Genomic DNA, 20,493 nt, shown 5'->3' with positions numbered 1-20,493 from the left:
CAGCGGGTTCTTCTCCCCGAACCCTGCACCCGTAGCCGAGCTGACCTCCAGCTCCATCAGCCGTTCGGCCGCAAAGCCGATCATCTCACGCAACAAATCTGCGTCCGCACTCTTCTCAACAAGCGAACGCACGTTCATCATGTCATCGGTCATCAGTGATCTTTCCGTCAGGTTGTGTCTTGAACAACCCGACCCTAGCGGAAAACACTGATGGCCGCCCGCAAAGCCGATCACCCGCTACAGCGCTATGAAAAGCGCGCGGGCGCTCGGCTTTGCTATCTTCCGTCACCTACACCACGTGCCGGGACACAATCCTGGCCATCCAAGTCAGCACCGCAATAATCGTCATTTTCATACGTCCCCCGCCCCCAATTGGGGCCGCGCATTTAACTCTCTTACCCCCGCCCCAGAGGGAAAGAAAGCGCAGCCCGCGCTCTGCTGGCGCAACGCGAGCGGAGCCAGTTGAAGGCCTGAATTGCCTATGTGGCCGTTCGCTTCAATATCCGGAAATGCGAAAGACGCGTTCGTGCGTGAGACCGCTGCAGTTGTCACCGGCGCTGCAGAGCAGCCCCACACGGCGACCAGTATTGTGCTGATACTCGGCGCCCTTGCCTTCGCAATTTGCTGCGTCGCAATCGATGCCGCTTAGGCCTACATAGCCAACGAGCCCGCAACGGTGTAATGGTCTCCTCATGGCCCTTGATCCTATCAAAGCTCTTGCAGACTACGCTGACGTGGATTGCACCGTGCAGTTTTGGGTTGCCGACGCTCCCGCAGTTGAATTCAAATCTCTAAGGGCCGCGGTCAGCTATGCCAAAGATCATGGTGGACGATGGCAGGAGATCGAAATCACGGTGCATTTGGCTCGAGAGGACATCGTCTATGCAACCGAAAAGGTGCATCGGTTGATCGATGCATTGCAAATTCGGGGTGATCGGTAGTTGCGACCACGTCGGGAGTTTTCGTCCACGCAGCGCTGTGCAGGTGTTTCCGCACGGAAGTGCACGGTTACTGCACGGATAAATATGCGTGCATCCGTGCAAACTTTAACGCGAATATGGAAATGCGTTTTGGTTGCATTTGCGCTGATTAAAAACATTGAATTTTGTCATCGACAAGTCCATATTTGAGCCATGACCAAAATCGAAGCCAAGAAAACAAGCATCACCGTTCGTGACACGCGGACAGGAAAATACGTGACCGTCAAGGGTGCTGGGTCCTTGGCTGGCAGCACGCTGACCATGAAGCGAAATGTTGATCTAACAAAGCCAATCGCCAAGCAGGCGTTGCGCGAAAAGCGCAAGTAGACTTTTCTCTTGGCTGGTGTTCTTCTGGATACGCATGCGCTCTACTGGCTTGTCAGTGGCGAGATCGCCCTGACAGATGAGGCGCTCGTGGCGATCGGTACAGCGCAAGATGAGGGTACTTTATTTGTCTCTCCCATCACAGTGTGGGAATTGGCGCTCGCAGTAAAAAAGCCGAAAAACGCCCCTCAATTAGGTGACAGGACGGTTAAGGAGTGGTTTAGGGTTGCTATTAAGGAACTATCAGCAAAGATAGTTCCTATTGGCCCCCAGATTGCGCTTGAGGCAGCCAATATGATTGCAACAACCGACCACAAAGACCCGGGTGATTGCTATATCATCTCGACCGCAAAAATGAAAAAAGTCCCGGTTGTGACGCGGGACTTGATGATTCGTGGAATATCAGAAACAGGATATATTGACGTCGTCGTGTGCTAAGCCGCACGAATGAACTTCGCCACCTCTCGTCGCACAGGGTCGCGCTCCTCGACTTCGACAAGGACGCCCTCCTTCAATAACGCCCGCAACACCGTCCCTGCCCGTTTGCGCTGCACCTCGTCCTCGGCGTCAAGGCCCATGGCGTAGGCGACCGCGACCCCGGCCCAATTCTTGGCGCGTGTAGATGGCTTGAAATCGCTGTTGGTGACTGCGACGCGTATAGCCTCTCTCTGGTCGGCTGTGACGTCCTGAGCGATTTCTTCGGAGCTCGGCCACTTCCATTCCGTCACCACAGGCGCGAAGTCCTGCGGCTTCGTCAGCCCGCGCGCATTCCCCAGCGGAACGCCGACAAGACGACGCCAGTCAAGCTTGCTCGATAGCGGCGTCAGGTTGGATTTGCCATAGGTCACCGAGAAATAGCCGAATCGCTCCTCAGATGACACTCCGGCTTGCTCTGCCTGCTCTTGCGACATTCGGTTCAAAACGCGCACGGAGCGCGCCGCGCCGATCAGGGACACCGCGCCTCGAGCGTCTTCGACGGTCGCCTCGCGATCCGCCACCTTACGCAGATGGTGCACGATATCGATCGCGCTGTTCGTATGGTCGGCGATCTGCGCCCAAAGCTTCGCCACCTTGTCGATGGCGCCGTTGTCGTTTTCGTTCACGCCGTGCGTTGAGACGAACGGATCCACAATCATGACGTCAATGCCGTTGCGCTCGATCTGCTCAATGACGGCCTCAATGATCGGTTCCTGGTATTTGATGCCTGTTTTTTTGTCCTCAACGGCAACGACGAGTTCCTGTTCGTGTGCTGCCTAGGCAAGCCACCGGCGCTGTGCACTGCCAGATGCGCAAGACAACACACCGATCCGGAGATTTAACGACTACATAAAAGGCATGATTGCTCTCAACGATTTGAAACATTCAACGATAGATCACCGGGGGATTTTTTTAGTTTTCGTCGCTCCGACGCTGTACCCGGCCGGGGCGCTAGATCGGATCATCGCTATCTGAAATCGTGATGAAGTGATCTTCGTTCCTCTTCACCAGAAAAATCCGTACGCCAGGAGGATTATCCGCCACAAAGGCTTGCCTCAGAGCTTTCACGACCTCCAGTTCATTATATGGATTTAGCGATGCGATCGCCCTGCCGACAGACGTCAACGGATGTATCTCGAACGCAAGATTGTCTCCGTCGTTGGACAGGAGAGCGTTGGGCGACCCCACCTTAATTTTCGGCGGTGGCGTTTCCATGATCCCAACGCCATACCTTTCCCAGCAGGCGACCCAGCATTTCTCGCCACCTTCAAGCGTCGACCTGAACAAGACTTGGAGGAGCCCCAGATCGTTCGGTCTCAAGAGATCGGCCTCCTCCAAGGTCATTGCATCCGCCCGCGACAGGGGCGCGAGAGCTGATGGGATAAATCCAGCAATCCGGAATTTGCAGATATCAGTAAACAGGGGGACAGCCGGACTGCCTTCCAGCTCATCAATCAGGCGAAGCATCTTCGCAGAAAATGTTCCGGGCTTCATAATTTCCGAGGCTAATACTTTACCCCATTTCTCCCTGGCAAGTTCATCGCTGGCGCGTTCAGCGAACTGCTCATAGTGAGAAAGAAAATGAGTACTCAGCTCGGAAGGCCCCTCTGCTTCGATGCGATCATCGGCCGTCGAGCTCGCAATTTCTTCCACGGCGTAAGCCATGGTGGCTTCCAAATTTTCGCCTTGCTTACCAGCCTTATGGACCGCTCTGAGCAGCCGTGCGGCCGCTTCGGGATCATCCTTTATTTGATCACCTACAGCCTTGGTTGCAGCCTCTATTAGGGCGACCATCGATTGGGTGCTTGCGGACTTTATCGCAACCGTGCGCTCATTATTGACCGCCTTCGATTTGAGCCACGACGCTCCTAAGCTGTCAGCGGCTGACAGAAACCTGCTTTTGATGGATGCTTGAACGCCCTCCCAGCTCCAAGAAGCAGCTATGCCTACCTTGTCCTCATCCTTGCCTGTCATCATTCTGCGCCCATTGGGATAAAGGTATCTATCAGTAGCGCAACTATGGGCCGTATAGAAGATCAAACAATCGCCATTTCGATGCTCGCGCTGGCGTCTTGCCATTCGGTAAGGAGGCTGATCGCGGTCGCGGCCATTTCGAGATGCAGGGCGAGATAGTACTTCAGGATCTCGGTTGCCGACTCCAGCCTATGGCCTGTGATGGTGCAAATCTGCGGGCTGGTGCAACCGGCGAGTGCCAGTCAGGTGACGCCTGAATCGCCGGTGGTGAATGTTCGCTTCGATGTCACGAATTCGCTTGCGGCACGAACCCAGCATTGCGGGCGTAACCTACTCCTTCTACCCGGCCACTTCGCTGGAACATCCCTCGCCCGCTTGAGTTTTCCTTCACCTGCAAGAAGGAGGAACCCGATGTCCGACGAATTGACCACAGGATTCACCGGAAAGCCAATGGAGCCACCAACAGGCGCGCACAAAGTCGCCAAGGATGCGAAGCACGCTGTCGTGCGTGAAAGGACCGCAGTTGTCGCGGGTGCGGCTGAGCATCGACACAGGGCAACCGGAACCGTGCTGACCGGCGGCACCCTGACCTTCGCGATTGGATACGGGCTGGGACGCGATTCCGCCGGTGTCGATCGCAATTATGATTGGACAACAACCTGAGGTCGGTTCTAGATGGCGTACAGTTCTGGACAGGGGGATCGCGAACGCCATGACTGCCATTCCAAATCAGGTCTTAGCTAGTTCGTCCAACGTCTTCGTTGACACACGAGCCGCTCTCCAGGCACTCGACCCGACGACCGTCACGAACGCATATTTGACGGAAGTTGGCCGCGAGGGGCAATGGATCGTCAGATCTGGCACCGCGCCGGTTTCCGATCCCGCCCAAGGCGTTTACGTGATCAGCTCGACGGCCGGATATTACTGGCAGCGCATTTTCGACGGTCTCGCGGTCAACAGCGGATGGTTCGGTGGAGATTGGCAGGCGGCTATCGACTTCGCTGGCGCTGCCAGCATCCCGACAGTCAACGCCAGCGGAACGATCACGCTGACCGCCGGTACAGGCTCACTGAAGATGAGGCCGGGCGTCACGGTATACAATTTTGCGGGGACCGCGACCGTCATGCAGGCGAATGGTGCGAACATCAACCATATCGTCGACTTCACGGCCTATGCGGCGAACGGCGCTCGCCTGATCGGTATTGTGGTCGACGGCAATTGGGCGAACAACACTAAAACGATCGGCAACAGCAATTCGCTGGCGCTGATCTATGATCAAAACGACATTACGATCCAAAACTGCACGCTGCGAAATGGGACCGGAAACGGCGTCATCATTCGCGCCGGGTTGCGCTATAACATCGACAACAACGTTATCGACAGCGTCTTTATCCAAGGAATCACCGCTGTCTCCAACAATCCGAATTTCCAGGTTCGCGGCGTCATAAGCCGCAACAAGATATCGAACCATGGTCAGATCGCCATCGTCGTCGGGTATTCTACATTCGTGAAGGTCCGCGACAATATCGTGCAGTCCAGTCTGGTAAGGACAGGCCTCAACGTTACGAAGGCCGCGGGAAGCAATGTCGTCACATCCAATTCCGGGCCGTTTTTCACTCCGGATATGGCCGGCCGGTTCATCGTCATCGGCGGCGGCACTGAGTATTTGATCACCGCTGTGACGAGTACCACGACACTGACCGTCAACTTGACGACTGGTTCCTTTTCGATCCAACCGGCTGCGATCGGCCAGGGCGACAACATATCCCTGCAGGGCTGCAACTATTGCGATGTCGAGGACAACTACTCCTTTAGCGGCGCGACACTCGGGATATCGGTATTTTGCGACGCGACGTACGGAGGTTACGGCGTGCGCGTGTCGCGCAACACATGCGTCAACAATGGATCTGCAGGCCTTTCCATACAAGTTGCCAGCGGCTCGAATTCGCAACTTGATACAATCTTTTCCGATAACCTGGTTGTCGATCCGGGTCAGTCGAACACGGCTGGTGCGGCTGTGGCGAATGTAGGCCTGTACGTTCAGGGCGCAGCGCTGATTGATGGCATCGTGGCCGACAGCAATCGCTTCCGCTCTTTCACGGGATTTATGGCGTACGGCATTTCCTATGGGGCCGGCGCCACCAACAAAGTCACGGGCAACAACCTCTACCGAGGATACACGACCGCCCCGGTCAACAATCCTTAATGCAAAAATATGGTTTGGCGCCAGGCGCCCGGCCAAAGAAAAGCCGCCGGCTGGTGAGACCGGCGGCGCACTTGTGGTGGCTTTGGTAATTGGTGGCCTGCCGCGGGCATGCGGTGTCGCGACAGGCCGGGCGCCCAGGACAAGGCGCCAAGTTGAGCCGGCGACCGCCGCTGTGACAACGGCCGCCGGCCGCCGTGACGGTTCACGCGCCACGGACTCCCCGCGGGGATCCAGAAACTAATGTATATGCTTGAGAGACCGACCACAGACCCACTGGCGGCCTGGTATCGTGGTCAAAGGGATAACAGTATAAATCTCGGCACCCATGATGGTGCGATGGCGGTCGATAACGACAGTGCGCTCTCCGCGATACTCTACGAAACTATCTAATTTGAAGGTCCATTTGGCGGTGTAGACGCGGCGTCGTCTGGCGATCAAACCGCGCGGGAGTAAGGTTCTTTCGGTATGCATGTGCGCTTGCATTCGATGCTCCTTGTTGTCACTTTGGTGTCTATGTGATACCTTTAGCTCAAGGTGAGGCGTCAGTCAACACCTTTGGATATATTTGATACTAAAGGATCAATTATGGTTTCCGGCAGGCAAATTTCGGCCGCCCGCGCGCTCGTCGGCATGTCACAAGCGACCCTCGCTCTTGCGGCAAATATCTCCGTCCCGACGTTGAAGCGTATGGAAGCCAGTGATGGTGCGGCGACTGGCATGCGGAATAATGTTGCCGCCGTTCAGACCGCCCTCGAAACGGCAGGCGTCAAATTCCTAGAGGCCGGTGGCGTCGCAAGCGGTCCAGGCGTCTCGCTGCGTAAGCCTAACGGCGCCGCAATTGACGTCGACGAAAACGAGGTTGTTCAATACCCCGAGAACCTTGAAAATGACGCGCCGCCCGGCGCGGGCGGCTGAAGAGGATAGGAATCGCGATGCCGAACGATCGGATGTCATTGAGTGAATGGAAGCATCAACAGTCTTTGATGACCGAAGAACAAAGGGCGATGAGCCGGACGCTTGTCGACGGCATGCGCGAGCTAAACGACCGAATATTGGAAGCCGGAGCACTAGGCCTTAAAATCGATGTGAACCCGGTACATACGTTTTGGCCTCGCGCTGGCGGGAAGGTCCAATTGATTGATCTGTCCATCTCCGTCAAAGCACCAACGAAAAGCATAACTGAGAAGACTGACACTTTGGCGCCTTGACCGCCCGGCTTTGGCCAAATACCTTCCAACTGCGGCCCACCAATCCGCACGCATAGCACCACATTGAGGAGACCATGATGAAGCGGTCGGCATTCTTGCCGGCGGGCGATGGTTGTTCTTTTGATGGAGGTGCGCCCTTGGGGCAAACTATGCCACTCGATTCCATTTACACGGCCGGCGAAATGGCGGCGCGACGGCGCCTGACCAATCGAGACGTGATCAAACTGGGTAGAGGCTGGATGGTGCGAACATGACAGACCCGCTCTCGAAGCTGCCTATGTTCGCGACCGACCGGGAAATTGCCATTGCCATAGTAGGCAAAGAACGAGCCGCCATGTTCGTGAAGGCTGTCATCCCGCAGTTCGAGCGCAAGGGCTTCCCGAAGATTGACCCGCTCCATGATGGCCGCCCAGTCCCTTTGGTCAGGAAATTCTATGATGGATACTTCGGAATAACAGCCGGCTTCAACGTTGCCGTTCCTGATGGCGAGGAGAACTTGGGCGCGTGGAAACCGAAGCGCGAGAGCCGCAATAAGCGTAAACCCCAGCTAGGTCTCGATGGTCGGAGCCAGAAAGCCCTGCTCTACATGGTCGCTCATCCTGACGCTCGAACACACGGTGCTATTCCAGACGCGGGCATGACCACAATGAACCGCCTGGCCGAAAAGGGCGCCGTCGTTGCCGGGAAGAAAGATCGCGACGGCGATACAGAGTGGAAGGTCACGGACATCGGTGTCGAGGAAGCAAAGCGCATCGGTTTTTGGCACCACGGGAAGTCGCTGTGAGGTTTTGGGGACAATATGGACGAGATTAAGCGATCCTATAGTCGCGAGGAACTGTACGAGCTCGTGTGGTCGATGCCTATGCAAAAGCTAGCGACTAGGTTCGGAATTTCCGATCGCGGGCTAGCAAAGACCTGCGCTAAGCACCTTGTCCCCGTTCCGCCGCGTGGTTATTGGGCGAAGCTTGAGGCCGGCCACAATGTGAAGAAAACAAAGCTCCGTGGCACCGTAAGCAGGGATCTTCATTCGGTTTACATCGGGCAATCTCAGAGCCAGCTCAGCGAACGTTCGAGGCAAGCGGTCGCAGCCGCTAAATTACAAAGAGCCGCGGAAGCCCGAACCCGGAAGGATCTGCCGCCGGCAGAAACCAGCAAGCAATCACCGACAATCGAAACTCCCGGTCCAATACCGCACAGGTTTATCGCCGCTTTGGTCGCGCAATTGTTGGACGCCGAGCCGAATAAGGAGGGCATTATTCATGCCCCAGGAGTAGCCGTACACGAGCACAGCCGCGATCGGGCGATCGTAGTCTTGCACAATCTAGCATTGGCATGTGAGAGTCGAAATGTTCGTTTAGAGTCGAACGAAAAAACGCTCGTTTTCATATCGGACGAAAGCTCCACAGCAATCTCATTGACGGAGGAGAGGCGCCGGCCAAAACATCAACCAACGCCCGAGGAATTTGAAGAGTACCGAAGATTAAAAGCGAAGCGCGACAAAGAGCGCGCAAGGGATACATGGACCTTCGGACGCATTGAGCCATGGCCCGAATTCGACATTGTATACACGGGGAAATTGACGCTTGCGTACGCCAACGGCTGGGGCCGCGGTATGCGACAGTCTTGGTCTGATGGGAAAACAAAGCCCCTAGAGACGATCGTGGGTAGGTTCGTTGATGGCATCAAGCTTGTCCTCGTGGCGGCGGCGGAGGAACTGCGGATCGCCACTGAAAAAAGGCAGCGGCGCGAAGCGCTTGCCGACAGGCGTGGTTTGGCTGAAAAGCGGGAAAATCGCGAAGACGAGCGATTGTCGTTTTTGCTCTCGATAGCAAGATCAAGACGTGAGGCGGAAGACCTGCGGACCACTATCGCCCTTATTCCCAAAATGGACTCGTTGCCCGCTGAGTATCAGCGCATGATCGAGTGGGCACAGCGCCGGCTCGCTGAATTGGAAGTGAAGTCCTCCGTGGAGGCGATCCAAGCGCATCTGGTAGAACACAACCTCTATCCAGATCCAGATGAGCTTTTTGACCCGGAAGGCGATCCGCCGCCGAAGGCAAATTATTGGGATGATTGACGACCAGCGAGCAGCAAGGACAACGGCAGCAACATGACCAAATCGGGCAGCGCCTATCGAACCGTGCCCCGGCTCGGTCTCAATCGCGCCGAGCTTGCGCTCTCAATCGGAGTTAGCACCGGCACTGTCGACACAATGGTTGAGGAAGGCACGTTGCCGCCGCCCCGAAAATGGCGCTCGAGAAAAATCTGGATCTTTAGCGAGGTTGAGGCCGCAATGCTTAGGTGGCCAGTCGACGGAGAAACGGTCGCGGATGGTCCTCATCAGGACTGGGATTTCGATCGGGATCCAGAGAAGGTCAGGAATGCGGCTGCATCCAAAGCCCGGAAGTATTCCTCGCCGGACAGAGAGCCTGAAACAGGCGCCGGTGGATATCCCATAATCTCTGATCCATCTAGTCCCATCAAGCAATTTTACGATCAGCTCGGTTTTGATCCTTGGACAATGAATGAGGCCGATATGCAACGGCTCCAGAGAGAAGCCGATGCCAGATGGATAGCCGAGATTCCTGGCAAGCCGCTGACCAAGCGTGAGCTGAACGCCTTGGCAAACTTCGCAGTTCACGGTCCGAATGTGAAAGTCACTTCGAAAGAGACCCATTGCGGCCCTGACACGGAAGAACGCTTGAAGGCGCGAGGTTTCCTGGAAACATTTCCGAGCGAGAAGTTTCCAGATCAAGTCGGCTATTACGTGCTGACCGAGGCGGGCTATAGGGAATGGGAATCGCGGCGGTGAACCAAAAGCGGGTAGCGATGCGTGAGACAGCAGTCTGTACCTCGCCAGGCGAAGCAAATCGGCGTATGAGACGAGCGATAAGCAACTGTAAATTCGAGGATTTCCCGTGACGCACAGAAAATGGAGCAAGGCGGTCACGATCGCCCTTGTTAGCCCGGACGAATGGGTGGTCATCGACACGACCCAAGCCGCCTCCTGGGCAATGATCGAGGACTGGCCACTTGAGGAAGCCCCCCTGCTGGACCGTGCCTTGGCAGTCTGCGCCGATGTGATCAGCGGCAAGCGAACTCCAGAGGATGCTCGTCTGGCGTTCATCGATGCGGTCAAAGAAGCTAGGATACCTGTGAAGGAGGACTGAGGCAGCATTTCCCCTGCCGCGGATGCCTCATTGATGCGGTATTTTCCGGAGCCGCCTCGCCGATACCGTCTCACCCGCCTCTGCACGAGCAATCAAGTCCGCGCGCTGTTCCGGCGCCAACTTGATGAGGGCATCCATCTCGACGCCCTTGTCGAGAGAAGTGTTGGCAATGCGGTGAATGTCGGCGCCGAGCTCGCGAGCGCGGACGATTTTCTGCGCTATCTGCGTTTTGCTTTCTCCGGTTGTCTCGGCGGTTTCGCGGGCAAAATCACCGGTCTTAGGCCTGCCGGCAAGATCGCTGATGCGGCTGCCGTCTTGTATTTCATAGCCAATTTCTTACTTGCTGTATTCTCACTGTGGCAGAGGAATTATGGAAGAGAAGATTTCTGACGGACTGGTTGACGTGTTTGCAGATGGTGCCGACATCGTTATCGGATTGGCCGAAGGTATTCCAGGTGTTGGCGTCGCGGTGAAAGCGGCAAAGCTATATGGGACGATCAGAGATCGCATTTTTATGCGCCAAGTCGAAGGCTTTCTGCGGGAGCTGGACAAGACATCCAAGGCGGAGCGAAACGCCTTTCTTCAGGATCTTGACGACGGTGGGAAAGCCGAGCGTTTTGGGGACACCGTAACCTTGATGCTAGCCCAGTTGGATAACCTCGAAAAATCGACAATCATTGGCCGGCTTTATTCAGCAGCAATTCGAGGTGACGTCGAGCTGCAGGTCGCGGAACGTGTCTCTGGCATGGTATCGCGGGTTTTCATTTCTGATTTGCCTATTTTGTCGCAGTACCGAGAGGCCGCGTTTATCGAGGATGACACCGTAGTGGCTGGCTTGGCTGCTATTGGATTGCTGCGATCCTCACAGCCGCAACAGAGCGCATTCGCTGTTGGCAATAGTCATGGCGCTTACTACCAATTGAGCGATTTCGGTGCAATTTTGATCAGATATGGTCTTGAGTGAACTATCAGGCGCTTCCACCATTCGCATTTTGCGTTTGATGATCAATCACTCCTTTGAGGAGTCCCGCCAGGCCCGCTCGAATGGTAAGCGCCAGGCGTGCGGGGCAATGAGCTGGTGGATCGACTTCGGGCCCCAGCCACCCTGATCATAAAGTCGCACAGGCGGCGGGTTTTCCAGCAGTGGCTGGGAGACTTCCCATAGTCGCTCGATGCCTTCGGCTGTTGTGAACAGCGTATGGTCACCACGCATGGCGTCGAGGATCAGGCGCTCATACGCCTCCAGGACCTCGCCGATCAGGCCGGTTTCGCTCATAGCAAATTGCAACGAGAGCTTGTCGAGACGGAATCCTGGGCCAGGGCGCTTGCCATAGAAGGAAAGCGATACCTTGGAGGCGTCGGCAAGGTCAAACGTGAGGTGGTCCGGCCCCTGCGCGCCCACGCCAGAGCCTGCCGGGAACATCGATTTCGGCGGCTCGCGGAAGGCGATCGAGATAATGCGTTGCCCCTCGGCAAGGCGCTTGCCTGTGCGCAGAAAGAAGGGCACGCCTGCCCAGCGCCAGTTATCGATGGCGCATTTGAGGGCAATGAACGTGTCCGTGTCGCTCTCCGGATCAACTCCGGGCTCTTTTCGGTAGCCGATATACTGGCCGCGTACTACATCACGCGGCTCGATCGGCAACATGGAGCGGAACACCTTGTTCTTTTCCTCTGAGATTGGCACCGGTTCGAGGGCTGTGGGCGGCTCCATCGCCATGAAGGCGAGGATCTGAAAAAGGTGGGTTACCACCATGTCGCGATAGGCGCCTGTCGTCTCGTAAAAGGCTGCGCGGGTTGAAAGACCTAACGTCTCCGGCACGTCGATCTGCACATGGTCGATGAAATTGCGGTTCCAGATGGGTTCGAAAAGACCGTTGGCAAAGCGGAAAGCTAGAATGTTCTGTGCTGGTTCCTTGCCAAGGAAATGGTCGATGCGAAAAATCTGTTTCTCATCAAACACCTCGTGAAGTTTTCTGTTCAGCTCCACAGCGCTGGCAAGGTCCGTGCCGAACGGTTTTTCCATGATGATGCGACAACGTTCCACGAGCCCCGCCTCAGCAAGGAGCTGTACGGCTGGAAGCGCGGCCTTTGGCGGAACGGATAGATAATGCACACGCCTTGTCTCTGGTCCCAGCGCCTCCTCGGCCCTGTTAACGGCTTCCTTCAGCACACTCGCGCCGGCAGAAAGGGAGACGTAGTCCAACGATGCAGAGAAAGCCTCCCATTCGGCCTGCGTGAACTTGCGTGTCAGGAAATTGTCTAACGACTCGCGGGCGATGGTGCGGAAACCGTCGACATCGATATCATCAAGCGAGACGCCTACGATGCGGCAGCCCGGAATAAAGCCGGCCTTGATCAGGTGGAACAGCCCAGGCAGCAGTTTGCGCCGGGAAAGATCGCCCGTCGCGCCGACGAGAATGACAACTTGAGGATAGCCGGGGCCAACCCGCGTGGAATTCTTGCGCAAAATATCTGTCCCGGATTCGTCGTCTGTGCCCTGCGTGTGGAAGGGAACTACGACACCGCCATTCCAGCAGTGCCGCGAAGCAGCCGCCCTCCTGCGTGACCCAGTCGCAATAAACCTTCAGCGCATATGAGCTCGAATACAGGCATGGATTATAAGGGCGGTCAAGGGACGGAAGCAGCCCGCGTCGCAGAGTAAACGTCGGCTCCGCAGAGGCACAATTTCTTGGGATGTAACGCTCGCCGGCTGCACTTTTACGGTGCAATCTTGATCCTGCTGGCTCGCACCCACCGAGCAAGACGACACCCTTGCGCCCGGATGGCGCGACAATCATGTTTGCAGGCGAGGTGCGCTGCACTAGCTGCGCATAGGTCAGGCTCGACGAGCATCAGCTGGTTGCTTGACTTCGCGTCGTCCACTGGCACCGCGGCCTGGAACTAGACGAGGCGATCGGTGCTCTAACGACATATCGTGGCAGCGGGCATGAGTGATATGTCGTTACCGGTGGAAGATCTAAAGGATCACCTGGAACTGCTGGTGATTCTGAATCTTCTTAGAAATCGTATATAAGCGATTGATATATTTTATAATTTAAGATTCAATCCGATACGATTCTGAATGCTACATGCGGCGTTAGTCCGTGGGGCGCTGAAGGAAGAACCTCAAAATTGAGATTCAATCCGATTGCAAATGGTTTTCCGCGTACATACATCCCCAACGGGTGTTTTTGAGGACCAGAGATGGATCGTGATGAAGTCGAAGTTGGGCAAGGCCAAATTTCCGATATCCTTGGAATCGGCAAAGCAGCCGAAAAATTAGCGCCTGCGGCGATTAAGGTTGCCGAGGCACTTCAAGGCGTCATCGCTATCGTTTCCGAACCAGCAACTCTGTATCTCTCACATCGAGCGGAGGGCGCCGCCAATCGTCACGAAGTTCTCGCCGATGCCAAAGCAGTTCTTAGCATCGACCAAATGCATGCGAGCGATCCTGCAATGGCGGCATCGATAAAGGCCCGACTTCTCGCCACTGAAACGCGACGCGAGACCAATATCGCGAATGGCAAAAGGAAGGCATTCGCGATTGCAGAGGGTATGCCCGCTGGTCAAGCATATCGAGACATAGATCCAGATTTTGTCCAAGAGTGGATCGAGGGCGTGAAGGACATCTCGTCCGAAGAGCTGCAAAACGTGTGGGCGGAATTGCTTGCAAAAGCGCCGTCCCTGCCGAATGGTCGGGTTTCCAAACCAGCTGTTGAACTGTTAAAGCAATTCGACGCAAACGTCGTGCGAATGTTTTCCGAGTTCTTACGATATGTAAGCTTGGTCGGTTGGCCGTCAACCTCGCTTACGCAACCTTTTTCTCCTTTTGGTGTCACAGTGGATGTGGAGCTCCTTTTGGATATGGGCCTCATAGAGCCGATCACTGTGGCGGGAATCAAGATTCCGTGGTTGGGATTTGTGCAGCAGACGCCAAGAAGTTCCAATTATGGCCTTCCTTTGCAGCCGACAATCAATGTCTTCAGGTTGAAGGCGCGCGCCCATGAAATTGCTAACGCAATTTCGGAGGATTTTCCAATTGATCATCCAAATTTGGAAGAGCTAAGGCGTTCTTACATAGTGAATATTGCAGGTGATAGACACTGGGACCTTTCTGTCGGCGCGAAGCAGAATGAATTTGGATATGTTATCTTTGGTGTCGGGAACAACGCGGATACGGCGGCAAATCTGGATGAGATTAATATCGTCATCCAAAGCGACCAATCGCTCTCCTCTCAGTCAAAGAACATTCTATCGCAGTTCGCCGAAAGCCGTCGTCTTAAGCTTGCCTCGCCTGTTTTCAAGGAACCAGTCACCTAATAAATGGCCCTCCGGCAAAGTGGCCCAATTTAAGCCGGGCGCGTTGAGGTGGCGTCAAGCGGTTACGGCCGGAACCGAAGGTTAAGGTCTGGCTACTTCAAACACCCTCGAGACATTCAAGCGGCTATCCCAGTTCGCGATGAACTGGCGCGCGATCTCGGCGTTTTCCATGAAAGTGACATTCTCGGCATTCCGCTTCTGAGCAGCCGCGGTGTAATTGTACGACCCGCCGCTGGTCAGCCGCTCGTCAATCACCATGATCTTATTGTGCGCAATCGCCGGCTCGGAATCGATCCAGACTGGAATGCCGGCGGCGTCGAGCAGTGTTGCGCCCGAATACTTCCGCTCATTGGTCTTGTCGAGGATAGCCAGAACCTCAATGCCCCTCTCGGCTGCCCGCTGGAGTGCATGGATGATCGGGAGCGATGTGAAGCCGTAAGCCTGGACGCGGATGGAAGATTGGGCCCTGTCGATCGCTTCGACTATCCGGCCCTCGCATTGCTCTGCTGGCGTGAAGCAGACAGAGATTTGAGCGGTAACGGGCTGACCGGCATAGACCGGGCTGGCAAACATCAGGGCGGCTAGCGTAGCAACGGCGATTCTCATGTGGTCTCCATAGCATTCTCAATGATGCTTGACTCTCCTCATTATGAGAACATAATAAGAACAAACAAGACCGGCGACGGTCGGAGTTTCCAACAATTTCACAAGGCGAACCGCCGTCAATCGGCGGAGCGGAGACGTGCGCCATGCAAACGGCCGGATACACAATCACACCCCGCGATGCGGAGGTAATTCGAGACCTGATCGCCTTCCTCGGAGAGGATGTCTTTGATCAGCGCCAGAAGAACGGCGTCATCACCAAATCGGACGCGTTTCAACGGCGGATCAGCAACGCCAGAAGCGTGCTGAAGGAGATTGGCGCTTACGATGGCTCGAACCTGGAGGAGAACCACCATGGGTGACGTGGTCTATCTGGAAAACGATGCGGACGAGTGCAGTGGCGAGCCGAAGCCGAAGGCGGCCGTCATGACCATCAGCGACGCCGATGCGATCGCACTCTATGAATTCGTCCAGCACGTAAGCATCCGCTGTTATGATGAGCGGTTTAAAGATCGTGGGCTGATTAAGTCTGCCACTTTGCGTCAGCATCTCGATCGGGTGCGCGAAGTCCTCGACGGCTTGCTGGATTACCCTCAAATCGAGCAGTTCTACTATTGGTCTCCTCCGAGCGACATGCTGGCAGACCAGGCAGAGCCCGAGCTGATCTCAGCCGTCGCCGATCGACCAGAAGTTCGCTTCTACTCGGTTGGCATTTACCTCGCTCCGGACAGCATCCCCGTGGGAATGCTGGAAATCGCGATTGACGACGAAACCGGCGAGGCCTGCGGCATAGTGAGCATGAGGGGCATGACGAGCGCCGCGACATGGACGAAGGTCGGCGCGAGCCTGGATGACACGATCGGCATCTTCGTCAACGCAATATCGTTCAACGAAGAGAGCCGCGCTGAGCCCAGCGCATGATAGATGCCCGAGAAAGCCCCAAGCCGAGTTGACGTGCTCTCAGCGCCCACGTTGCGCTACTACGCGAATGGCTCCTACTACGTAAAGATCGACTGTGCGCATTGTCGGGTGAAGCGTTTCTACGAGCCCGTGGATCTCCTGCAGCTATGCGGAAACATCTCTGTTCGGCAGATCGCGAAACAGTTCCGATGCGAGCTGTGCAACAGGAAAGACTATCTGACGGCCGACCTGATCAGCCCGCCATCGAAGGAGCTGATGGGGATGACCATTCGTCGGCTCGTTCAGATCGCGATCATTCGCAAGCCGGTATGGAAGGACATGAAACTGTAGGTGCTTTGAGATGCCGAACGATATTGCGCGGTAGCTTGACTCTCGCCGTCGCCGCGGGAATCTTACCCGCAAAGGTCGAAATTGGGAGACATTTGATTGTTGAACATGCGGTCGGCCGGTTTACGAGGATGTGATGGCTATTGCGTTTGCCCGCTCTACCGTTGTTGCCAGCTTCTTCCTCATAGGTATCTCAGCGATTGCAATAGGAAGTGAGCTTGCAAAGCCAAAACTTCTTGCCGCGAAAGAAGAAAAGCGTTGGGTAAGCGCCGTGGAGAGCCACCAAACGATGGACGGCGCAACTGTATTGCAGGTGCTCCAACATGCCGCGAAGCTACGACCTACGAAATTTAAATTCGAACTGAATGACGTTGGATACAATGGGGAAAGTGGCGAGCCGGTTGGCGTCGGCATCAGCTATTGGATTGGCGCAAAACGTTTAAAAGACGATTATTATGTAGATCTGTTCTACGACATCGAACCTGATGGCGCAAACTTAAAGGTTGTTGTTCCCCAAACCCAATTCACTCAGGATACGATTATCGAGGCCCTCGAAGGAGGCCGTGATAGTTTCCTGCTCTATATCGATAAAATGTATACGACCGAGTGCATCGCCCCCGAGACAAAGGCTAAGCTATGTTGATCGCCATCGGATACAGGCTGTTGGGTCGATGCGGCAGCGATGATGACGCGCATTCCATCTCCAGCTTATTGTCCCAATGAGCCCAAGCACTGCACGCGTTTATGACTTGCTTCTGGAGGCATCGCCGCTTGCATTCGCCCACGACGCAATCTGGTCGTGCACGAGCTTAATCATTTTGTCGGCAAAGCTCCGACAGCGCTGAATTTCTATCTGCTCGTCTGGATTAGGCGGATCCTGTTTGAACTTGCTCAATTCTGCCCAAAGGTCCGCCTGAAGTTCACTAGCAACCTGCCACTGTTCGTCCTCACCGCTGAGCCGTCTTGCCTTCATGGCAATGCCGTTGCGCTTCATCGGGCCAAAGTCGCGATCAACCAGGACTTAGGTCCATGTTCCGAAGCAGCGCTCATGACGTATAAACATCGAGACGTATGACGCAGCCTTGCAAATGAGCGTCTGCGTATCGGAATGGGAAAGAGATATGAAAAAGATCGCAATCGCAGCGCTGGCGCTTGCAACGACGTTATCAGCGTCGCCGGCATTCTCCCAGGTCTACCTCGAGTACGGCGTTGGACCTCGCTACTACTATGATCGGCCTCCACCACGGTACTATCGTTACCCGCCAGGCTACACATACGGTGGCGACTATGATGGCCCGAGATATAGCTATGGACAGCGGTGCTGGACAGAAAGACATTACGGGTACCGCCATCACCATCGGGTGGTGGTGCGCAGGACTGTTTGTGACTAGTGCCTACGGAACCTTCCAGCCGAATGCCCGTTGGTAGCCAGGGGACATTATTCCCTCTCACTTCTAATCGTTCACACAGCTTGGCCCGGTTGCGAAACCGAGCCACTTTTGTCGCATCCCCACGGTGAGGGTTGGCGATTTGCTGAGACAAACTGAAGCCTGCAAGTCCTAGTGCAAGCACTAGGGATAGTCACACGACGAAGCAGCAGACTCACAAACGAAAAAAGCCCCTACCCAGCGAAGGATAGGGGCTCTGATCAGTTGGCGCGCGTCGCGCGCGCAGGCTTGCTTTGGTTTTCGACGACGCGATCGACACGCAGAGTCATATTATCAATGGCGGTCTTCACACCACTGATGGCCCCCATGATTTGCTCGGTCGTTTCGCGAAGCCCCTCTTTGGTGATGTACTTCTCGGCCGTGTGCAGCTGGTGTTTTGCCAGATCATCGCGCAGATCCTGCGTCGCGACGCGTTGATCTTCAATTTCCTTCGCGGTTTCCGTCTTCACCTTCTCAACCTTGGCGTCGATCTTCCACCAGATGGCCCAGCCGGCGCCGGAAACCGTGATGAAGAACCCCACGATCTTCATGATGTCCTCTGCGGTCATTTCTGTCCCGTCAGTCTGCTATCACGATCGGCGTAGAAGTCGCGGAGTGCTGCCTTGCTGCGACGGCAGGAAACCAGCGCGCCGCGATCCTTCACCCAAAGGTTTTCGGTTTCCTCCTGGCTGAGTGGCTTGTCGCCGACGTCGACGGGACGGTCGCAGTCCCTTGTCAGCGCCGAGTCGGGTTTGGCAAGTTGCGGCGCTGGCGGCGGGCTAACGAATCTTGTTGATGCGCTGCACGCTGGAAGCGCCAAGAGCAGGCTTGCCAGCGTCAGGGTCTTGATGAGCTTCACGCTGGAGCTCCTCTATCTGGTGTTGAAGTGCATCGGCGTCGGCCTGCATCTGCGCGATGCGCGCAGCTTCGGCGGCCTTGGCGGCATTGTTGGCAGTGTTCTGGCGCTCGATCTCGTTGGCGCGCGCCGTGGCAGCGTCAGCCTTCATCTGCGCGATCTCGGCCGTATACGCCGTAGCGGCCCGCTGATATCCGCGGTGGTCGGCGACGACATAGACCCCTATGAACGCCAGAACGGCCACCAGAGCGCCAGCTAGCCAGCGCCCTATACCTGTGCTGAGAAAGGCGATCATGTTGCACCTACGGAGGTCTTAGCCGCCGGCGCGGCAGCCATAGACTTAGCCATCTGCCGTGCGGTTGCAGTCCATGCTTTTGCGAGAATTCCCAGCAGATTGAGCCCGGCTACGATCTTGAGCGCCGTGGCGGCGCCGACCAACGCGACCCAGTCGAACCCCTGCAGGCCGGCGAGCACCACGGCGAGAAAGGCCATCACATAGTTGATGGCAGCGGTAATGTTGTTCGCGTTCATTCTGGTAGCCCCGATACGCAGATCTCAGCCTCGCCGGCGCGCTGGGCGTCTCCCATCTCGCGGCGCTTGACCAGGCCCTGGATGATTTCGCCACCGGCCTTGTTAAATGCCGTCTGCGCTTCACAGCCCTTGCGATGCTCGCCCTTGATGTGGAGCCTCGTGGCGGTCGAGTTGACCATGCCGCCCACGCCGAAATTGTAGGCGCCGGAGACCATTGCGGCCTGCACGCCGACCGGGAACGTCGTGAAGCTCGGCACCTTTTTGGTCAGTGGCACATAATAGTCGGTGTAGACGCGCGCCTCTAGGATCGCCTCGCACTGGGGCTTAGTGAAGCTCATGCTGGCCTGAACCGGCTTGCCGTTGATCTCGGTTTCGCCGTAGCAAATATCGTAGATCTTGGCGTAGCGATCCCAGTGCGCCTTGAGAACCAGACCTTCCCAAGGCTTGATGAGGCTGTCGGTTGCCAGAATGACAGCCGGCGGGTGAACGGTAGGCGAGCTATCTTTCGTCGCCTGCCAGCCACCGATAGATGCCGCCACGATAGCAGCCGCGATCGCAGCCTTGCCGCGCTTGGTGGCGACAATCTTATTAATCGGCATCAATGCCTCCTTGGTCGATGATGCGTCCGATCGGCGACAAGCAGAGGATCGCGACCGACAGCCAGTGAGGGACGTAATCGTCGAGATACGGAACGATTTGGGGAGCCAGCCCAAGAAGGGCGGCGACATAGACCGGCCATAGGGAATAGGCGCGCCAAAGCGCCCGCCCCGGTCTGGGTACGAGTTTCGGTTTCATGGAATGTCCTCTGAAAGAAAAAGGCGCCCCGAACAGCCTGTGTGGAAACGTTTGGAGGCTCCGGTTTGACCGGGGCCTCTTTTGGTTTCTGGGTCTATGCGGGTTTTGATGTTATGTTTATGGTGTGTTTGATGTTGTCGGCGAGCACCGAGAGGGCCATTTCGGTTCTGGTGCCCTTGAGGTTTCTGGTCAGGAAACGTCCGCCTGCCATCATCCGTTTGATGGTGCCGAACGGATGTTCTGCGGTGCATCGACGCTTTCGCATCATGTCGGGCGTTGCCCGTTGATGCATGCGGGCGAGTGCATCTTCATCGAGATGCCTTTGGACGTATCTTCGGGTGGCCGTGGTACATTTTTGCTTGAGCAGACAAGCG

At 56.0% G+C, this 20,493-nt stretch carries 30 protein-coding genes and 2 pseudogenes; 20 read left to right on the top strand and 12 right to left on the bottom strand.

Annotated elements, in window-relative coordinates; all coding sequences use genetic code 11:
- Positions 1 to 153, bottom strand: a pseudogene (locus GA0061102_RS32780) (IS256 family transposase); the annotation flags it as partial.
- Between the two features lie 539 nt (positions 154 to 692).
- Between GA0061102_RS32780 and GA0061102_RS31180 the strand changes: the two are divergent.
- From GA0061102_RS31180 to GA0061102_RS31175, 3 genes are all read left to right on the top strand, one after another.
- Positions 693 to 941: a hypothetical protein gene (locus GA0061102_RS31180; RefSeq protein ID WP_092856350.1), complete on the top strand. Its 249-nt coding sequence runs from the start codon at positions 693 to 695 to the stop codon at positions 939 to 941.
- 192 nt (positions 942 to 1,133) lie between these two features.
- Positions 1,134 to 1,307: a hypothetical protein gene (locus GA0061102_RS33065; protein WP_159432227.1), complete on the top strand. Its 174-nt coding sequence runs from the start codon at positions 1,134 to 1,136 to the stop codon at positions 1,305 to 1,307.
- Positions 1,308 to 1,316: 9 nt separating this feature from the next.
- The gene (locus GA0061102_RS31175; protein ID WP_092856348.1) at positions 1,317 to 1,742 is read left to right on the top strand and encodes a type II toxin-antitoxin system VapC family toxin; all 426 of its coding nucleotides are present in this window, start codon (positions 1,317 to 1,319) and stop codon (positions 1,740 to 1,742) included.
- Here GA0061102_RS31175 and GA0061102_RS31170 read toward each other — a convergent pair.
- Positions 1,739 to 2,485: an AAA family ATPase gene (locus GA0061102_RS31170; protein ID WP_280949858.1), complete on the bottom strand. Its 747-nt coding sequence runs from the start codon at positions 2,483 to 2,485 to the stop codon at positions 1,739 to 1,741. The two genes, GA0061102_RS31175 and GA0061102_RS31170, sit on opposite strands and share 4 nt — an antisense overlap.
- 247 nt (positions 2,486 to 2,732) lie before the next feature.
- Positions 2,733 to 3,758: a DUF2806 domain-containing protein gene (locus GA0061102_RS31165; RefSeq protein WP_159432226.1), complete on the bottom strand. Its 1,026-nt coding sequence runs from the start codon at positions 3,756 to 3,758 to the stop codon at positions 2,733 to 2,735.
- A gap of 408 nt (positions 3,759 to 4,166) precedes the next feature.
- On the opposite strand from GA0061102_RS31165, the gene GA0061102_RS31160 reads away from it, so the two are divergent.
- The 10 genes and pseudogenes from GA0061102_RS31160 (at position 4,167) to GA0061102_RS31110 (ending at position 11,303) form a co-directional block, all read left to right on the top strand.
- Entirely contained in the window at positions 4,167 to 4,418 is a 252-nt protein-coding gene (locus GA0061102_RS31160) for a hypothetical protein (RefSeq protein ID WP_092856342.1), read from the top strand.
- Positions 4,354 to 5,961, top strand: coding sequence for a right-handed parallel beta-helix repeat-containing protein (locus GA0061102_RS31155; protein WP_139115128.1), 1,608 nt, complete (start codon positions 4,354 to 4,356; stop codon positions 5,959 to 5,961). The genes GA0061102_RS31160 and GA0061102_RS31155 overlap by 65 nt, the downstream gene beginning before the upstream one ends.
- A 585-nt stretch (positions 5,962 to 6,546) precedes the next feature.
- Positions 6,547 to 6,780: pseudogene (locus GA0061102_RS33750) on the top strand (helix-turn-helix domain-containing protein); the annotation flags it as partial.
- A 113-nt stretch (positions 6,781 to 6,893) separates the two neighbouring features.
- On the top strand, positions 6,894 to 7,169 hold the full coding sequence (locus GA0061102_RS31140; RefSeq protein WP_092856334.1) for a hypothetical protein: 276 nt from the start codon (positions 6,894 to 6,896) through the stop codon (positions 7,167 to 7,169).
- 250 nt (positions 7,170 to 7,419) lie between these two features.
- The gene (locus GA0061102_RS33745) at positions 7,420 to 7,953 is read left to right on the top strand and encodes a hypothetical protein (RefSeq protein WP_245298192.1); all 534 of its coding nucleotides are present in this window, start codon (positions 7,420 to 7,422) and stop codon (positions 7,951 to 7,953) included.
- A 15-nt stretch (positions 7,954 to 7,968) separates the two neighbouring features.
- A complete protein-coding gene (locus GA0061102_RS31130; RefSeq protein WP_092856332.1) occupies positions 7,969 to 9,246 on the top strand; it encodes a hypothetical protein in 1,278 nt (425 codons plus the stop codon).
- Positions 9,247 to 9,279: 33 nt separating this feature from the next.
- Positions 9,280 to 9,981, top strand: a complete 702-nt coding sequence (locus tag GA0061102_RS33740; RefSeq protein ID WP_245298191.1) for a hypothetical protein — start codon at positions 9,280 to 9,282, stop codon at positions 9,979 to 9,981.
- A 106-nt stretch (positions 9,982 to 10,087) separates the two neighbouring features.
- Entirely contained in the window at positions 10,088 to 10,339 is a 252-nt protein-coding gene (locus GA0061102_RS31120) for a DUF982 domain-containing protein (protein WP_092856330.1), read from the top strand.
- A 33-nt stretch (positions 10,340 to 10,372) separates the two neighbouring features.
- Complete coding sequence (locus GA0061102_RS31115) at positions 10,373 to 10,729, top strand: hypothetical protein (RefSeq protein ID WP_092856329.1); 357 nt, start codon at positions 10,373 to 10,375, stop codon at positions 10,727 to 10,729.
- A complete protein-coding gene (locus tag GA0061102_RS31110) occupies positions 10,710 to 11,303 on the top strand; it encodes a hypothetical protein (protein ID WP_092856327.1) in 594 nt (197 codons plus the stop codon). The genes GA0061102_RS31115 and GA0061102_RS31110 overlap by 20 nt, the downstream gene beginning before the upstream one ends.
- 45 nt (positions 11,304 to 11,348) lie before the next feature.
- Here the strand turns inward: GA0061102_RS31110 and zwf are convergent, their stop codons facing one another.
- Positions 11,349 to 12,809 (bottom strand): glucose-6-phosphate dehydrogenase, encoded by a 1,461-nt coding sequence (zwf, locus tag GA0061102_RS31105; RefSeq protein WP_092856326.1) that lies wholly within the window; start codon positions 12,807 to 12,809, stop codon positions 11,349 to 11,351.
- Positions 12,810 to 13,543: 734 nt separating this feature from the next.
- Here zwf and GA0061102_RS31100 point away from each other — a divergent pair.
- Positions 13,544 to 14,659, top strand: a complete 1,116-nt coding sequence (locus GA0061102_RS31100) for a DUF2806 domain-containing protein (protein ID WP_092856324.1) — start codon at positions 13,544 to 13,546, stop codon at positions 14,657 to 14,659.
- 81 nt (positions 14,660 to 14,740) lie between these two features.
- Here the strand turns inward: GA0061102_RS31100 and GA0061102_RS31095 are convergent, their stop codons facing one another.
- The gene (locus tag GA0061102_RS31095) at positions 14,741 to 15,265 is read right to left on the bottom strand and encodes a phospholipase D family nuclease (RefSeq protein ID WP_092856322.1); all 525 of its coding nucleotides are present in this window, start codon (positions 15,263 to 15,265) and stop codon (positions 14,741 to 14,743) included.
- 143 nt (positions 15,266 to 15,408) lie between these two features.
- Here GA0061102_RS31095 and GA0061102_RS31090 point away from each other — a divergent pair, with 143 nt between their 5' ends.
- The 4 genes from GA0061102_RS31090 to GA0061102_RS31075 all read left to right on the top strand — a co-directional run bounded on the left by GA0061102_RS31090 (position 15,409) and on the right by GA0061102_RS31075 (position 17,153).
- Positions 15,409 to 15,624, top strand: coding sequence for a hypothetical protein (locus GA0061102_RS31090; protein WP_092856320.1), 216 nt, complete (start codon positions 15,409 to 15,411; stop codon positions 15,622 to 15,624).
- A complete protein-coding gene (locus GA0061102_RS31085; protein WP_092856318.1) occupies positions 15,617 to 16,183 on the top strand; it encodes a hypothetical protein in 567 nt (188 codons plus the stop codon). The genes GA0061102_RS31090 and GA0061102_RS31085 overlap by 8 nt, the downstream gene beginning before the upstream one ends.
- 3 nt (positions 16,184 to 16,186) lie before the next feature.
- Positions 16,187 to 16,513 (top strand): hypothetical protein, encoded by a 327-nt coding sequence (locus tag GA0061102_RS31080; RefSeq protein WP_092856316.1) that lies wholly within the window; start codon positions 16,187 to 16,189, stop codon positions 16,511 to 16,513.
- Between the two features lie 133 nt (positions 16,514 to 16,646).
- Positions 16,647 to 17,153 carry a hypothetical protein gene (locus tag GA0061102_RS31075; protein WP_092856314.1) on the top strand — a complete coding sequence of 169 codons (507 nt, stop codon included), beginning with the start codon at positions 16,647 to 16,649 and terminating at the stop codon, positions 17,151 to 17,153.
- A 99-nt stretch (positions 17,154 to 17,252) separates the two neighbouring features.
- Here the strand turns inward: GA0061102_RS31075 and GA0061102_RS31070 are convergent, their stop codons facing one another.
- Positions 17,253 to 17,504 (bottom strand): hypothetical protein, encoded by a 252-nt coding sequence (locus GA0061102_RS31070; protein WP_092856312.1) that lies wholly within the window; start codon positions 17,502 to 17,504, stop codon positions 17,253 to 17,255.
- A gap of 94 nt (positions 17,505 to 17,598) precedes the next feature.
- Between GA0061102_RS31070 and GA0061102_RS34140 the strand changes: the two genes are divergently transcribed.
- On the top strand, positions 17,599 to 17,901 hold the full coding sequence (locus GA0061102_RS34140; RefSeq protein ID WP_425348583.1) for a hypothetical protein: 303 nt from the start codon (positions 17,599 to 17,601) through the stop codon (positions 17,899 to 17,901).
- Between the two features lie 257 nt (positions 17,902 to 18,158).
- On the opposite strand, the gene GA0061102_RS31060 is transcribed toward GA0061102_RS34140, so the two are convergent.
- Entirely contained in the window at positions 18,159 to 18,506 is a 348-nt protein-coding gene (locus tag GA0061102_RS31060; protein WP_092856308.1) for a hypothetical protein, read from the bottom strand.
- A complete protein-coding gene (locus GA0061102_RS31055) occupies positions 18,503 to 18,796 on the bottom strand; it encodes a dehydrogenase (RefSeq protein ID WP_092856306.1) in 294 nt (97 codons plus the stop codon). The genes GA0061102_RS31060 and GA0061102_RS31055 overlap by 4 nt, the downstream gene beginning before the upstream one ends.
- Between GA0061102_RS31055 and GA0061102_RS33060 the strand changes: the two genes are divergently transcribed.
- A complete protein-coding gene (locus GA0061102_RS33060; RefSeq protein ID WP_159432225.1) occupies positions 18,786 to 19,052 on the top strand; it encodes a hypothetical protein in 267 nt (88 codons plus the stop codon). The genes GA0061102_RS31055 and GA0061102_RS33060 overlap by 11 nt on opposite strands.
- A gap of 32 nt (positions 19,053 to 19,084) precedes the next feature.
- Here GA0061102_RS33060 and GA0061102_RS31045 read toward each other — a convergent pair whose 3' ends face one another.
- The 4 genes from GA0061102_RS31045 to GA0061102_RS31030 form a co-directional block, all read right to left on the bottom strand.
- A complete protein-coding gene (locus tag GA0061102_RS31045) occupies positions 19,085 to 19,324 on the bottom strand; it encodes a hypothetical protein (protein WP_092856302.1) in 240 nt (79 codons plus the stop codon).
- Positions 19,321 to 19,923 (bottom strand): lysozyme, encoded by a 603-nt coding sequence (locus GA0061102_RS31040; RefSeq protein WP_092856300.1) that lies wholly within the window; start codon positions 19,921 to 19,923, stop codon positions 19,321 to 19,323. The genes GA0061102_RS31045 and GA0061102_RS31040 overlap by 4 nt, the downstream gene beginning before the upstream one ends.
- Complete coding sequence (locus tag GA0061102_RS31035; protein WP_092856298.1) at positions 19,913 to 20,119, bottom strand: DUF7940 domain-containing protein; 207 nt, start codon at positions 20,117 to 20,119, stop codon at positions 19,913 to 19,915. Before GA0061102_RS31035 ends, GA0061102_RS31040 begins: the two co-directional genes overlap by 11 nt.
- 94 nt (positions 20,120 to 20,213) lie before the next feature.
- The coding region (locus GA0061102_RS31030; protein ID WP_208858735.1) for a transposase at positions 20,214 to 20,493 on the bottom strand (280 nt) is incomplete at its 5' end.

It is taken from the genome of Martinezella miluonensis (assembly GCF_900094545.1).
GTDB classification, from domain to species: domain Bacteria; phylum Pseudomonadota; class Alphaproteobacteria; order Rhizobiales; family Rhizobiaceae; genus Rhizobium; species Rhizobium miluonense.
This window is presented reverse-complemented; position numbering and strand designations above follow the sequence as displayed.